At 65.2% G+C, this 14,345-nt stretch carries 15 protein-coding genes and 1 pseudogene; 8 read left to right on the top strand and 8 right to left on the bottom strand.

Annotated features, from left to right (window positions below):
• Window positions 1-73: 73 nt before the first annotated feature.
• Together E3O45_RS13065 and E3O45_RS13060 are read right to left on the bottom strand one after the other, a co-directional pair.
• Window positions 74-490, bottom strand: coding sequence for a DUF6855 family protein (locus E3O45_RS13065; RefSeq protein WP_174843089.1), 417 nt, complete (start codon window positions 488-490; stop codon window positions 74-76).
• A 257-nt stretch (window positions 491-747) separates the two neighbouring features.
• Entirely contained in the window at window positions 748-1,347 is a 600-nt protein-coding gene (locus E3O45_RS13060) for a MarR family winged helix-turn-helix transcriptional regulator (protein ID WP_241985350.1), read from the bottom strand.
• Between the two features lie 112 nt (window positions 1,348-1,459).
• Between E3O45_RS13060 and E3O45_RS13055 the strand changes: the two genes are divergently transcribed.
• The 6 genes from E3O45_RS13055 (at window position 1,460) to E3O45_RS13030 (ending at window position 7,615) form a co-directional block, all read left to right on the top strand.
• Entirely contained in the window at window positions 1,460-2,398 is a 939-nt protein-coding gene (locus tag E3O45_RS13055; protein ID WP_134443783.1) for an SDR family NAD(P)-dependent oxidoreductase, read from the top strand.
• Window positions 2,398-3,282 carry an amidohydrolase family protein gene (locus tag E3O45_RS13050; protein WP_134443782.1) on the top strand — a complete coding sequence of 295 codons (885 nt, stop codon included), beginning with the start codon at window positions 2,398-2,400 and terminating at the stop codon, window positions 3,280-3,282. The genes E3O45_RS13055 and E3O45_RS13050 overlap by 1 nt, the downstream gene beginning before the upstream one ends.
• On the top strand, window positions 3,279-4,430 hold the full coding sequence (locus E3O45_RS13045; protein WP_134443781.1) for an acyl-CoA dehydrogenase family protein: 1,152 nt from the start codon (window positions 3,279-3,281) through the stop codon (window positions 4,428-4,430). The genes E3O45_RS13050 and E3O45_RS13045 overlap by 4 nt, the downstream gene beginning before the upstream one ends.
• Before the next feature lie 21 nt (window positions 4,431-4,451).
• The gene (locus E3O45_RS13040; RefSeq protein ID WP_134443780.1) at window positions 4,452-4,907 is read left to right on the top strand and encodes a MaoC family dehydratase; all 456 of its coding nucleotides are present in this window, start codon (window positions 4,452-4,454) and stop codon (window positions 4,905-4,907) included.
• A 66-nt stretch (window positions 4,908-4,973) separates the two neighbouring features.
• Entirely contained in the window at window positions 4,974-5,963 is a 990-nt protein-coding gene (locus E3O45_RS13035) for an ABC transporter substrate-binding protein (RefSeq protein WP_134443779.1), read from the top strand.
• 98 nt (window positions 5,964-6,061) lie between these two features.
• Complete coding sequence (locus tag E3O45_RS13030; RefSeq protein WP_134443778.1) at window positions 6,062-7,615, top strand: long-chain fatty acid--CoA ligase; 1,554 nt, start codon at window positions 6,062-6,064, stop codon at window positions 7,613-7,615.
• Here E3O45_RS13030 and E3O45_RS13025 read toward each other — a convergent pair.
• On the bottom strand, window positions 7,612-8,262 hold the full coding sequence (locus E3O45_RS13025) for a helix-turn-helix transcriptional regulator (protein WP_134443777.1): 651 nt from the start codon (window positions 8,260-8,262) through the stop codon (window positions 7,612-7,614). The genes E3O45_RS13030 and E3O45_RS13025 overlap by 4 nt on opposite strands.
• A gap of 97 nt (window positions 8,263-8,359) precedes the next feature.
• Between E3O45_RS13025 and E3O45_RS13020 the strand changes: the two genes are divergently transcribed.
• Complete coding sequence (locus E3O45_RS13020; RefSeq protein ID WP_134443776.1) at window positions 8,360-9,481, top strand: aromatic ring-hydroxylating dioxygenase subunit alpha; 1,122 nt, start codon at window positions 8,360-8,362, stop codon at window positions 9,479-9,481.
• A gap of 12 nt (window positions 9,482-9,493) precedes the next feature.
• Complete coding sequence (locus E3O45_RS13015) at window positions 9,494-10,504, top strand: PDR/VanB family oxidoreductase (RefSeq protein WP_134443775.1); 1,011 nt, start codon at window positions 9,494-9,496, stop codon at window positions 10,502-10,504.
• 73 nt (window positions 10,505-10,577) lie between these two features.
• Here the strand turns inward: E3O45_RS13015 and E3O45_RS13010 are convergent, their stop codons facing one another.
• The 5 genes and pseudogenes from E3O45_RS13010 to E3O45_RS18115 form a co-directional block, all read right to left on the bottom strand.
• On the bottom strand, window positions 10,578-11,390 hold the full coding sequence (locus E3O45_RS13010) for an ABC transporter ATP-binding protein (RefSeq protein WP_134443846.1): 813 nt from the start codon (window positions 11,388-11,390) through the stop codon (window positions 10,578-10,580).
• 55 nt (window positions 11,391-11,445) lie between these two features.
• On the bottom strand, window positions 11,446-12,219 hold the full coding sequence (locus tag E3O45_RS13005; protein WP_134443774.1) for an ABC transporter permease: 774 nt from the start codon (window positions 12,217-12,219) through the stop codon (window positions 11,446-11,448).
• Window positions 12,216-13,019 carry an ABC transporter permease gene (locus E3O45_RS13000; RefSeq protein ID WP_134443773.1) on the bottom strand — a complete coding sequence of 268 codons (804 nt, stop codon included), beginning with the start codon at window positions 13,017-13,019 and terminating at the stop codon, window positions 12,216-12,218. Before E3O45_RS13000 ends, E3O45_RS13005 begins: the two co-directional genes overlap by 4 nt.
• A gap of 42 nt (window positions 13,020-13,061) precedes the next feature.
• On the bottom strand, window positions 13,062-14,024 hold the full coding sequence (locus E3O45_RS12995; RefSeq protein WP_134443772.1) for an ABC transporter substrate-binding protein: 963 nt from the start codon (window positions 14,022-14,024) through the stop codon (window positions 13,062-13,064).
• Window positions 14,025-14,200: 176 nt separating this feature from the next.
• Window positions 14,201-14,287: pseudogene (locus E3O45_RS18115) on the bottom strand (PadR family transcriptional regulator); the annotation flags it as partial.
• Window positions 14,288-14,345: the final 58 nt, after the last annotated feature.

Here is a 14,345-nt window from a genome sequence, read left to right as displayed (position 1 = left end):
GCGGCCGGAGTTTCAGGGGTGGGATCGGGGCCGGTTCCGCGCGAGCACTTGATTCGCTTCGATGCGACAGCGCTCAGACGGCCCGCATGCGATCGTTGCGCGGGTTGTGCTCGACCTCGGCCAGGCCGAGGGCCTCAAGTAGCGGCGGGACGTACCTGCCGAAACGGCCGCGGAAACCGTTTTTCAGGCCGTACCAGCCGCCGACTGGGTTGTCCGCGGCGCGGCCCCAAGCCTCGACGGTGTCGGGCTTGGGGCCTTTCTTCTCGTCGGCGGCCCCCAACTCCACCCAGCCACCGTTGGCCTTGAGCATGGCATGCAGGTCTTCGATGCAGCCCAGTCGATACGACAGCGTCGTCGACCCGACTTTGCAGACCAGTGCCGGGGGATCGGCGGCCTCGTCGCGATACACGAGGTGCTCCGACGACCCGGGTGGGGGGAGCCGCACCCACGGGCCGTCCTTGCTGCCGGTTCCGATGCTCGTGTCGGTCATGACTGCCTCCTTGTGATCGCGCCGGTGGAGTCATGCTTATTTTGGCCCAGTGCGCCCGCTATTAGTCACCGACGGGGCATCACACCCCACGAATCGGCAAACGAATGACTGCCTGCGGCCATCCGCGCGGGCACGCCGTGAGTTGAAGGCGCGCCCGGCAGGCTGCCCGCGCCGGCAAACTTCAGGTGCGCCCGGCCCCGGCGATGTCGCCCGCGCCTGCAAGCTTCGCGTCAGGTGCGTCAGGTGCGTCAGGTGCGTCAGTGCCCCGGCTCGAACGCGATACGGCGCAGCAGGGAGCGCAGCTGCTCGCGCTCGGCGGTACTGAGGTCGCGCAGCGACTGGTCCTCTGCCTTCTGGATGACGGCGCGAGCCTGCCGATAGAGCACCCGCCCGGCCGTGGTGGCCACGATCACTTTGGAGCGGCGGTCGCGCGGGTCCTGCTCCCGGGTGACCGCGCCGCGATTCTCCAGGTGGTCGACCAGGGCCACGATCTGGCTGGGATCGAGGCTGAGAAAGCCGGCAAGCTCGCGTTGCGACGGGTTCTGCCCGCTGCAGGCCAGAGACAGCACCGAATACGAGCGCACGCGCAGGTCGAGTTCGGCGAGCATGGTGTTCGCCCGACCGGAACCCACCGAGCGGGCCCGAGCGGTCATGAACTCGATCTCATTGGCCAGGTCGGTATCGCGCAGGCGGTCCGGGTCGCGCAGACGGTCGGAGGTCGAGTCGGCCGCGCCAGAACAGAACGGCACCGCGATCGGTGCCCCCGTGCCGGTAACCGCAGCCTCGGACGGCGAGGTGTTCGCGCGCTTGGCACGGGAAACCGGGGGTGACTTCATTGCCGGAACGGACTCTGTCATTTCCCTAGAATAAACCCTTGTCAATTAGTTGACAATTTCAACGGTATAGGTTTTCATTAGTTTTACGTACGGACAATCGTGGCACTGGTGCCACAGCGAACGAGGAGTCACAATGACGTTGACCAGCAAAGCGTTGACCGGCAAAGTAGCAATCGTGACCGGCAGTGGCCGCGGACTCGGACTGGCCTACGCGCAGGAATTGGCGCGGCAGGGGGCATCCGTTGTGATCAACGATGCGGACCAGCTCATCGCCGATGACGCCGTCGCGAGCATCGTCAATGCTGGCGGCCAGGCCGTCACCGTCGTCGCAGCGGTCGGCTCGACGGCCACCGCGCAGCAGCTCGTGAAAGCCGCAGTCGATAGCTTCGGCCGCCTCGACGTCCTCGTCACCAATGCCGGCGTGCTGCGCGATACCGTGGTCTGGAAGATGACCGACGACGACTTCGACACCGTCATCAACGTGCACCTGCGCGGCACGTTCACCTGTGTGCGTGAGGCGGCCATCCGCTTTCGCGAACAGGGCGAGGGTGGGCGCATCATCTGCATCGGCTCGCCGACCGGCCAGCGCGGAAACTTCGGCCAGACCAACTATGCCGCCGCGAAAGCCGGCATCGTGGGCATGGTGCGCACCTGGTCGATGGAACTGGCCCGCGCCAACGTCACCGTCAACGCCGTTGTGCCCGTCGCTGCCACCGCGATGACCGACACCGTTCCCTTCTTCAAGGCCTTCAACGCCGCCGCCGCCCGCGGAGAGACTATGCCGCCCTTCGCCCGCCGGGTGCTCGGCTACGGCACCGCGCAGGACGTCGCCGGGGTCGTCGGCTTTCTCGCCTCCGACGCTGCGGCCGGCATCACCGGACAGGTCGTCGGCTCCGGCGGTGACCGAGTGCAGCTGTGGTCGCACCCCGAGGTCGTGTCGACCGCGTTCGAAACCGGCGGCTGGACCGTCGAGGCGCTCAGCGAGGACTTCTCCTCCCTGTTCGGCGACAAACTGCAGAGCGTCGGCGAAAAGCTGCCCGAGCTTCCGGCCGAGCTCCAGCCCGCCAAGTAATGGTCTACGAACTCGGCCTAAACGTCGACGCCCTCACGGCCATCGACACCCACGTGCACATCGAAATCGGCGACGACGGGCACAACGCCCTGCCGCAGCCGCTCGTCGACGCCGCCAGCAAATACTTCAAAACGGATGCCCCGCGCCCCGGCCTCGACGAGATCGCCGCCATGTACCGCGAACGCAACATGGCCGCCGTCGTGTTCACCGTCGACGCCTCCCGCAACCTCAACCACCCGCCGAACAGCAGCGAAGAGATCGCCCGTGGCGCTGCCCGCAACAACGACGTGCTGATTCCGTTCGGCTCGGTCGACCCCACCCGGGGAGCGGATGCCGTCACTCAGGCCCAGCGTCTGGCCGGCGATTTTGGGGTGCGCGGCTTCAAATTCCACCCCACCGTGCAGAACTTCAACCCGAGCGACGAGCAGTTCTACCCGCTCTGGGCTGCCCTGCAGGACCTCGGCCTGCCCGCCCTGTTCCACACCGGGCAGACCGGGATCGGATCGGGCCTGCCCGGCGGGTTCGGCCTCAAGCTCGGCCTGTCGAACCCGATGCTGCTCGACAATGTCGCCGCCGACTTTCCCGAACTGTCGATCATCATGGCGCACCCGAGCGTGCCGTGGCAGGACGAAGCACTCGCCGTGGCCACCCACAAGCAGAACGTCTACATCGACCTGTCCGGCTGGTCGCCGAAATACTTTCCCGAGAACCTGGTGCGCCAGGCCAACTCCTTCCTGCAGGACAAGGTGCTGTTCGGCAGCGACTTTCCCCTGATCAGCCCGGACCGCTGGCTGAAAGACTTCGCCGACCTGAACCTCAAAGACACGGTGCGTCCGAAAATTCTCAAGGACAACGCCGTGCGCCTGCTCGGACTCGTCGCATGACCGCCTTCTACCCGAGCGACCAGTTCGGCTTCTCCCCACTGCTCAGTGCCGACGAGCTCGAGGTCCTGAAAGACCTGCGCGCCGTGCTCGACACCGACGTGCAGCCGCTGCTCGCCGACCACTGGGAGGCGGGGGAATTCCCGTTCCAGATCGTGCCGAAAATGGTCGAGCTCGACCTCATGAACCGGGCTACGAGCGCGCTATTTGGGGGCTTTCGCGATTTCGAACTGGCCCGCACCGACGCTTCCGTTGCCACGTTCTACAACGCCCAGTCGGGACTGTTTCGCACCACGGTGAACCTCGGCGGCAGCCCGGAGCAGGTCGCCGCGCTCGACGCGAGAATCGCGACCTTCGACTACACCGGTGTGTTCGCGCTGACCGAACCCGAGCACGGCTCCGACATTGCCGGCGGGCTCGCCACGAGCGCCCGTCGCGATGGCGACAGCTGGGTGCTCAACGGCCAGAAACGCTGGATCGGCGGCGCGACGAGCGCCCAGGTCCTTGCCGTTTTCGCCCGCGACGAAGCCGACAACCAGGTCAAGGCCTTTCTGGTGCCGACGGATGCCGCGGGCGTCACCCTCAAGAAGATCCAGCGCAAGACCAGCCTGCGCATCATGCAGAACTCCGACATCGATCTCGTGAACTTGGAGGTGCAGGAGAGCGACCGGCTGCAGCGCATCAATTCTTTCAAGGATGTTGCGGCCCTGCTGCGGTCGATGCGTTCCGACGTGGCCTGGATCGCGACCGGCCTGCAGGCCGGGGCCTACGAAGCGGCCCTGCGTTACGTGACTAGCCGGGAGCAGTTCGGCAAGTCGATTGCGGCCTTTCAGCTCACCCAGCAGAAGCTCGCCACCATGCTCGGCAACGTCACCGCTTCGCTCGGCCTGGTGGTGCGGCTCACCCAGCAGCAGGAAGCCGGCCTGTTCACCGAGGAGAATTCGGCGCTGGCCAAGATGTTCTGTTGCGAGCGGATGCGCCACACCGTCGCGTTGGCCCGCGAGGTCGTCGGCGGCAACGGCATCACCCTCGACACCGATGTCGCCCGCTTTCACGCCGACGCCGAGGCCGTGTATTCCTACGAGGGCACGCACGAGATCAACAGCCTCATCGTCGGCCGCGCCATCACCGGGCACAGCGCTTTCATTTAACGTACCTATATAAGGAGCATCATGAGCACGACCGTCACCACCTTCGCCGAACTGCCCGGCCTGGCCGGCACCGACCTGGGCTACACCGACTATGTCGAGGTTGACCAGACGCAGATCGACACCTTCGCTGACGCCACCGATGACCACCAGTGGTTGCACGTCGACCCGGTCAAGGCCAAGGACGGCCCCTTCGGCACCACCGTCGCGCACGGTTTTCTCACCCTGGCGCTCGCGATTCCGTTCTGGACCGAGCTGCTCGACGTGACCGATGTCACCACCAAGGTCAACTACGGCCTCGACAAGGTGCGCTTTCCCGCCCCCGTCACCGTCGGCTCGAAGATTCGCATGCGGGCGACCATCGCGTCGGTCACCGAGATCGCCGGCGGCGTGCAGCTCGGCGTCGACCAGACCATCGAGATCGAGGGCGGCACCAAACCAGCCGTCGTCGCGCACGGGCTGTACCGCTTCTACGTCTGACCGGCATCCGCTTGACCGTTTGACCGCACGTCGCTTGACCCACCCAACCCTCAAGGAAGAGGCACCATGTTTCACAGCACCCGCACCATTTCGGGCCTGGCCGGCCTGGCGATCGTAGCCGTGGCCCTCACCGGCTGCTCGTCGACCGAAACTCCGGCGGCCGACACCACGGCCGATTCCGCCGACGGCGCCCTGACCACGGTGACCGTGGGCGTGCTCGCGATCGCCCCCTCGGTTGCGATGCAGTACGGCATCGACGAGGGCATCTTCGAAAAGCACGGCCTCGACGTGCAGCTGCAAACCGGGCAGGGCGGTGCCGCAATGCTGCCCGCCGTGTATGCCGGCAGCATGGACTTTGCCATCGGCAACCCGCTCTCGGTCATGGTGGCCGTCGATAAGGGCCTGCAGACGCAGATCGTCACCGGCTACAGCAATTCCAAGGCCGACGGCGATGACATCAACGGTGTCGTCGTGCGCACGGACTCGGGTATTGACGGCTTCGCGGACCTCGAAAACCAGACCGTCTCGGTCAACGCGGTCAGCACCCAGGGCGACCTCACCATCAAGGAGAGCACCGAGATTGACGGCGGCGACTCAACGCTGATCAACTTCAACGAAATGCCCTTTCCCGACAGGGAAGCCCAGCTCGCCGCCGGCAACACCGACGCCATCTGGTTGCCGGAGCCGTTCCTGAGCAAGGCGCTCGCGAGCAGCGACTTCAAGCTCATCGGCTACCCGAACCAGCAGGCCCTTCCCGGCCTGCCCACCATGGTCACCTTCACCAGTGCCAAGTACGCCGCGGCCAACGCTGACACCCTCACCAAGTTCCGGGATGCGGTCGACGAGACCCTCGCCTCGGCCGAAGCCAACCTCGACGACGTGCGGGCGACACTCCCCGCCTTCATGGGCATGGACGCAGCCGTCGCCGAGAACATGAAAATGGAAACCTTCGACGGCGAGGTGCCCGCCGACGTGCTGGCCGACCTCGGCGACCTCACGCAGAAGTACGAGATCGTGACCGAGGCGCCGGACGTCGGGGCTATGATCGCGAGCTAGCAATTCGGGGGTGTGCCCAGGTAGTACGGTGAGCACACCCCTGACCCACCCAGTGTCAGTGTCTCCACTTGCGAGACGTGTGAAAGGTACATGCAACGATGCATAACCAAGGTCTCGGTTCGTGGATCCACCGCCGACGCATCAAGTCGGCCGACCAGACGGCGCTGATCAGCGGCGACGATCGCCTCAGCTATGGCGAATTCGCCGAACGCGTCGACCGGCTGGCGAACGCACTCGACGCCCGCGGCATCCGCTCGGGTGATCGGGTGGCCTATCTCGGCGAGAACCACCCGGCTTTCCTCGAGACCCTTTTCGCCTGCGGGGTCCTCGGCGCCATCTTCGTGCCGCTCAACACCCGCCTGGCGGCACCCGAGATCGCTTTCGCCCTGACCGACTCCGGCAGCCGTATCCTCGTACACGCGGCGTCGCTGACTGAGCTGGCCGAGCGCGGATCGACCGGCACGCAGATCGTGCAGCGCATTCGGGTAGCGGATGCCGCGGCGTCGGCCGCCGAGACCGGCCCAGCCGGCCTGTTGGTCGAAGACCTCGAGGAGGTCATTCTCAGCGCCCCAGCCACGCACCGCGACGAGAACGTCACCCTCGACGATCCCGCGCTCATTCTCTACACCTCCGGAACCACCGGGCAGCCCAAGGGCGCCCTGCTCACGCACGGCAACATGACCTGGAACAGCTTCAACGTGCTCGTGGACTACGACTTCGTCAGCAGCGATGTGGCCCTGATGATCGCGCCGATGTTCCACGTCGCGTCGCTTGGCATGGGGGTGCTGCCCACGCTGCTGAAGGGCGGGTCCGTCGTGCTCGAGCCCAAGTTCGAGCCCGGCCGCACCCTCCACTTGATCGAGCAACACAAGGCCACCGTGATCAGCGGCGTACCCACGACGTACCAGCTGCTGTGCGAGCATCCGGATTGGACGACCACCGACATCAGCTCGCTGCAGAAGCTGACCTGTGGCGGGTCGGCGGTGCCGACCCGGGTGCTGGAGGCCTATGAGAAACGCGGGCTGGCATTCTCCGGCGGATACGGCCTCACCGAAACGGCGCCCGGGGCGACGAGCCTCGCAGCGCACAAGTCCCGCGAGAAGGCCGGTTCGGCCGGGCTGCCGCACTTCTTCACCGACGTGCGCATCGTCGACGAGACCGGCACCGAGGTGCCGGTTGGTGAGGTCGGCGAGATCCAAATCTCCGGGCCGAACGTGATTCGCGAGTATTGGAATCGTGCAGAGGCCACCGCCGACAGCTACGCCGGCAACGTCTGGTTTCGCTCCGGCGACATGGGCTACACCGACGAACACGGCTATCTGTTCATCTCCGACCGGCTGAAAGACATGATCATCTCCGGCGGCGAGAACATTTATCCGGCTGAGATCGAGCTGGCCATCTCCGAACTCGAATCGGTGTCGAGCGTCGCGGTGATCGGCGTTCCCGACGAGAAATGGGGCGAGGTGCCCTGCGCCGTCGTGACCGTGCGCGACGGTTTCACCCTCGACTCCGACGACATCCAGGCCCACCTTCGTGATCGTCTGGCCCGCTACAAGATTCCGAAACGCGTCGTGATCGTGGCCGAGATGCCGCGCACGGCGAGCGGCAAAATCCGTAAGGCCGACCTGCGCCGGGAGCACGCGGTTTCTTAGGAAAGTGGATGCCGCGGCTCGTGCCGGTCAGCTTGCGGGGGCGCGGCGTCCGCTCTGGTGAGGTCGCCTCCGTTAAGGTCGTCGATGAGCCGGAGCCCCCGCTCGGCCCACTCGATCTCGTGCTCAGCCCGCGCGATCAAACCCTCGTAGGTGTAGCGCTTGTAGGTGCGGATGCTCGCGTGCTCGCTCTTGGGCGCGTGCGCGAGACGTTTTTCGAGCATCGCGCTGGTTCCGGTGTCGATCTCCCGCACTTTCTCGAGCCATTCGGCGCGGCGTTCAGCGTAGTTCGCGATGTGCGCGCGCAGCTGGGCGCGCGCTGCGTCCGGCTCGGCCCACTCGAGGTAGGCGGCCTTGAGGTGCGCGGGGTCGCGTTCTCGGGTGTAGCTGAGCGGCTCGTTCATCCAGGCCCGAAAGGCCTCGAGCCCGCCGGAGGTCACGTGGTACTCGCGCTTCTTGCCGCGCGGCCCCCACGGCACCTCGGTGCCCACGACCAGCCCGTCAGCCTCCATGCGACGCAGTTCCGGATAGATCTGCGAGTCGGGGGCATGCCAGACGTGCGAAACGGACGCCTGGAACGCCTTGGACAGGTCGTACCCGGTCATCGGTTCCACCGTGAGGAGCGCCAACAGGGCGTGTCGAAGGCTCAAGGCGTTCCCCTTTCAGTCTTGTAAGTACCTACCAGCATAGATAGTCTGGACCTGCGCTAACTATCTATGGGGATAGGTAGCTGACCGGAGGTTTTCAATGACGATTATCCAGACCAAGAGTTCGACCACGAATAAGGTGCTCAACTACCCCTTGAACACCTGGTACGTCGCCGCGTGGGACCACGAGGTCACGCGCAAGCTGATCTCCCGCAAAGTCGCCGACAAGCCGCTCGCCATCTACCGAACCGAAGACGGCCGTCCGGTCGCGCTCGCCGATGCCTGCTGGCACCGCCTCGCGCCGTTGTCGCAGGGCAAAGTACTCGCTAAGGATGAGATCCAGTGCCCATACCACGGCATCGTCTACAACTCGGCTGGCCGGTGCGTATCGATGCCCGCCCAGGAGACGATCAACCCGAGCGCGACCGTGCCGTCATACCCGGTCGTTGAACGCCACCGTTTTCTCTGGGTCTGGCTGGGCGATGCGACGCTCGCCAACCCCGACACCATCCCCGACATGCACCAGATGGACCATCCCGAGTGGGCCGGCGACGGCCTCACCATCCCGGTCACCTGCAACTACCAGCTCGTGCTCGACAACCTGATGGACCTCACCCACGAAGAATTCGTGCACGGTTCGAGCATCGGCCAGGCCGAGCTCAGCGAGAGTGACTTCGAGGTGACCCACGACGACACGACCGTCACCGTCTCGCGCTGGATGCACAACATCGACGCCCCGCCGTTCTGGTTGAAGAACATGCGCGACAAGTTTCCGGGTTTCACCGGCAAGGTTGACCGGTGGCAGATCATCCACTTTGAGGCGCCCTCCACCATCAACATTGACGTGGGAGTAGCGAAGGCCGGCACCGGAGCGCAAGAAGGCGACCGCAGCCAGGGCGTCAACGGTTACGTCATGAACACCATCACTCCCGAAACGGCCCGTAGCGCCCACTACTTCTGGGCCTTCATGCGCAACTACCGCCTGGAAAGCCAGCTCATCACCTCGCAGCTGCGCGCCGGGGTCTCCGGTGTCTTCAAGGAAGACGAAGACATGCTGCTGGCCCAGCAGACGGCGATCGACGCCAACCCCGACTACGAGTTCTACAACCTCAACATCGACGCCGGCGGCCTGTGGGTGCGCCGCCTCATCGAACGCATGCTCGAGGCCGAAGGCCGACCGGTCTCCGCCGGCCGCGCCGGGCGCGTGAGCGCCGCCAACTAGGCGGGCACGACCATGGCAGCAACCAACATTGAGGTCTGGCAGCAGGCGTCCGTCATCGAGGCCGTCGCTGTTGCCAGCAATATTCAGCGCATCGTGCTCGCGCCCAGCCTGCCGAAACGGGCCGAACCGGGGTCGCACCTCGACCTGTTCGTCACCATCGACGGCGAGCGGCATAAGCGCTCCTACTCCGTCGTCGACTCGACCGAGGATGGTTCGCGGGTATCGATCAGCGTGCTTCAGGCACCGCTGTCTCGTGGCGGCTCGATCTTCATGCACACCCTGAAGCCCGGTGACACGCTGGAGATCACCCAACCGCTGCAGAACTTTCCGCTGCGGGTCGGCGCGCCCAGCTACGTGCTGCTGGCCGGCGGCATCGGTGTGACCGCAATCGTCAACATGGCGCGGGTCCTGAAGAGTTTGGGAGCCGAGTACACACTCGTCTACGCGGCGCGCAGCCGCGAGCGCATGGCCTATCTGCCCGAACTGCTCGCCCTGCACGGCGACAATTTGAAGGTGCACATCGACGACGAGGGCACCGAATTGTCGGTGACCGACCTGGTCGGCAATATCGACCCCGCGTCCGAGCTCTACATGTGCGGTCCGATCCGCCTGATGGATGCGGTGCGCCGCGCCTGGCGCGAACGCGAGCTCAACCTGCCCAACCTGCGCTTCGAGACCTTCGGAAACAGCGGCTGGTACGACCCGGAAGAATTCGTCGTGCGGGTGCCCAGCCTCGGCGTCGAGGCGCGCGTTCCCGCCGGCCGCTCAATGCTCGAAGCCCTCGAAGACGCCGGCGTCGAGATGATGTTCGACTGCCGCAAGGGCGAGTGCGGCCTGTGCGAGGTCAAGGTGCTGGCGCTTGAGGGCGCCATCGACCACCGCGACGTGTTCTACAGCGAACGCGAGCAGCACGCCGCCGCGAAGATGTGCTGCTGCGTCTCCCGCGCCGTCACCTCATCCACCGGCCTCCAAGCGGATGCCGTGCGCGGCGGCCCCGCGATCGTCACGATCGGCGTCTCCTAGCGTCTCCTAGCGTCAGCGGCACAGCGGATGCCCCGGCGAAATTCGTCGGGGCATCCGCTTGTATTGTGCGTAGTTACTTGAGTGCAGCCTTGCGCTGCGCCGTGATCTGCTCGGTGACCGGGCCGAGCTTGGCGCGCTGAATCTCGGCGTAGACGTGCGAGCGCAGCTCCATAAAGCGGGGCAGGGCGCGGGTGTTGAGCTGGTCGCGCTCGGCGGGCAGATCGATCTTGAGGTCTTCCTGCACGACGGTCGGCGAGCTCGACAGCACGATGACGCGTTCGCCGAGGTACACCGACTCGTCGATGTCGTGGGTGACGAACAGAATCGTGATGCCGAGCTGCTTCCAAATAGTGCGGATCAGGTCTTCGAGGTCGGCGCGGGTCTGCGCGTCGACGGCCGCGAACGGCTCATCCATGAGCAGCACCTGCGGGCGGTAGGCCACGGCGCGGGCGATCGCGACGCGCTGCTGCATGCCACCGGACAGCTGCCACGGGTAGCTCTTCGGCACGTGGTCGAGTCCGACCGACTTGAGCGCGGCGTCGACGAGCGCCGTGCGTTCAGCCTTGGGAACCTTCTGGTTCTTCAGCGGCAGCTCAACGTTGGCGCGCACCGTCATCCAGGGAAACAGGCTGCGGCCGTACTCCTGAAAGACGACGGCCATCGACTTGGGCGGGCCGGTGACCTTGCTGCCGTTCAGTTCAACGGTGCCGCTGGTCTGTTCCATCAGTCCCGAGATGCACTTGAGCAGGGTGGTCTTGCCCGAGCCGGAAGGACCGACGAGGCAGACCAGTTCGCCCTCGGCGAGGTCGAAGGTGAGGTCGCGCACGGCCTCGACCTCGCCGCCGGGCACCTTGTAGATTTTCTGCAGGCCGCGCACCGAGAGCATCGGCACGGCCTGGACGGCGGGGAGGGGCTGTACGGGCTGGTTCATGGTGGTCTCGCTAACTGTCATGAGTGATTTCCTTCAGACCGTGGTACCAGTGCAGTACCCGTCGTTCGACGAATTGAAAGATAATGGCCAGGCCCAGACCGATGAGGCCGAGCACGACGATGCCGCTCCACATCTCGGGGATGGCGAAGTTGCGCTGGAACTGCACGATCGTGAAGCCGAGCCCCGACGATGAGGCGAACATCTCGCTGATCACCATGAGGATCAGGCCGATCGACAGCGACTGCCGCACCCCGGCCATGATCTGCGGAGTGACCGCGGGAAGAACAAAGTAGCGGATGCGCGCGAAGCCGCGAATCCCGTAGCTGCGGCAGCTGTCGCTCAGCACCGAGTCGACGGCGCGCACGCCTTCGACGGTGTTGAGCAGCACTGGCCAGATGGCACCGGAGATGATGACGGCGACCTTCATGCTGTCGTTCACGCCGATGAGCAGCATGAGCAGCGGCACGAGCACAGGCGGCGGGATGGCGCGAAAGAATTCGAGCAGCGGCTCGAGCAGGTTGCGCAGCCAGCGGGTGGAACCGATGAGCAGCCCGAACACGATGCCCAGGCCGATCGCGAAGAACAGGCCGACCGCGAGGCGGCCGAGGCTGGGCAGCACGTCCTCAGTGAAGCGGTCGCCGATCCAGGTGGTCCACAGGGTCTGGGCCAGTTCGATGGGCTTGGGCACGAAGAAGTTCGTCGTGCCATACGACAGGGCGTACCAGAGAATGATGAGCAGAATGGGCAGGCCGAAGAAGTAGGCGATGCGTTTGAGGGGACTCACAGGACGACCTCTCCTCTCACGGAGGGATGCCAGGACAGCACCCGTTTTTCGATGATGCGGGCGCCGAGGTTGATGAGCACGCCGATCATGCCGGTGGCCAGCACAAGGGCATACATCGAGGAGATGGCGCCGCCGGACTGGGTGAGCGCGATCTGCTTGCCGAGTCCGGGGGTGCCGATGATGAGTTCGGCGGTGATCGCCAGAATCAGCGCGACCGCGGCGGCGAGCCGCAGCCCGGTCATCAGGTACGGCAGGGCGGTCGGCCAGATGACGTAACGTACCCGGGCGAGTCGGCCCAGACCGTAGCTTTTCGCGGTGTCGTTCGCGACAGCATCCACATCGGCGATGCCGTAGAGCAGCTGCAGCAGTACCTGCCAGAATGAGGCGTAGACCACGAGCAGCAGGGTGGATTCGATGCTGGTGCCGAAGATCAGCACGGCGAGGGGAATCAGCGCGACCGAGGGAATCGGCCGCAGGAACTCGATCGTGGTGTGGGTGGCGCGGCGCAGAAACCGGCTCGACCCGATGATCAGGCCGACGGCGATGGCGGCGACCGTGGCGATTGCCAGGCCCAGGGCCCAGCTCGTCATGGTGTCGGCGACGTCCTGCCAGAACGCGGCCTCGGTCAGGTATTGGCCGAGGCGCACCAACACCTCGCTGGCCGGCGGAAGGTAGCGGTCGCTGACCAGGCCGAGCCGGGGAGTGGCCTCCCAGATCAGGAAGAACAGGATAATTCCGCTGATGCCCAGGCCCAAAGCTTTCGCTTTCGGCCCGGCAGCAGCGCTACGTTGTTTTCTCATTCTGGCAAGCCACTTCCTCGTGGTCGGTGCGGGATGGGCGGGTTACGGCAGGAACGTGCTCATGTCTGGCGCGGTTTCGACCACGCCGTACTTGAGGGCAGCCTCGCCGAGCGCTGTGACAGCCTCCACGTTGAACGCGGTCGGGAACTTCGGCAACACGATCTTCGCCAGTACCTCGGCCGGAGTTGCGGTGTAAGTCGCGATGATCGCACGTACGGCGTCGGGGTTGGCCTGCGCGTATTCGAGCGACTTCTTCATGGCTGTCTGAAACTTCGTGACAAGTTCCGGGTCATTTGCCACGGTCGCAGCGGACGAGAAGTAGGCAGCAACGTCGAGATTCACATCGAAGTCCGCGTAGCCGTAGGAGATGACGCGCTGGCCGCTCTCGATCGCGGCGGTGACGAAGGGTTCAACGACGAAGGCGGCATCAACCTGTCCGTTTTCAACGGCAGCGCTGGCGTCGGGGAACGGAACCTCGACGAAGGAGATCGACGCGGAATCGCCCCCGAGGCGATCTATCGAGCTGCGCATGACCGTGTCGACGATGTTGTTCAGGCTGTTGCCCGAAACGGTCTTGCCGTCGAGGTCGGCGAGGGTTTCGACGGGGGAGTCGCCCTTGACGATTACAGCTCCGAAGTCGCTGGTGACATCACCGGTCGAGGCGACGGCCGCGTTGACGACCTGGAGCGGCAAGCCCTTGTCGTTGGCGACCATGAGCGAGACGAGGTTGCTGAAGCCGAACTGGTAGTCGCCGCTCACAACGGCCGGCACGATCGCGGCGCCGCCGGTGGCCGTTTCGATGGTGAGCTGAAGGCCCTCATCCTCGAAGAAGCCCTGCTCGAGGCCCAGGTAGAGGGGGGCGGTGTCGGCGATGGGGATGACGCCGACCGTGACGGGCGTGAGAGTGTCACTGCCGGCCGGGGCACTGGTGTCGGCGCCGGCCGAGCAGGAGCTGAGGGCGAGAACGGATGCCGCGGCAAGTCCGATCAATAGCGATTTCTTCATTTTCACTCCATTGTGTGGTGGTGCGGGTAGTGCTGCTGTGGGTGCGCGGGACGCTGTTATTGGTGCAAGAGAAGTGCAGAAGCCTGGTTTGAGCAGTCAACACACTCATTGTCTTTCTCGGAGACTAACGAGCACCGACGCCCCCCTTCAGGCCACTTCCATCCAGTGGAAGAGCAAAGTTCCGGGTAGATCTGCGAGTCGGGCGCGTGCCAGACATGCGAAACGGATACCTGAAACGCCTTCGACAGGTCGAATCCGGTCATCGGCTCCACGGTGAGGAGCGCCAGCAGGGCGTGTCGAAGATCCCCTTCGCCGTCTTGC

This window comes from Cryobacterium sp. TMS1-20-1 (genome assembly GCF_004402355.1).
In the GTDB taxonomy this organism is placed as follows: domain Bacteria; phylum Actinomycetota; class Actinomycetes; order Actinomycetales; family Microbacteriaceae; genus Cryobacterium; species Cryobacterium levicorallinum.
Note: the sequence above shows the minus strand (reverse complement) of the source record. Positions and strands in the feature narration are given on the sequence as shown.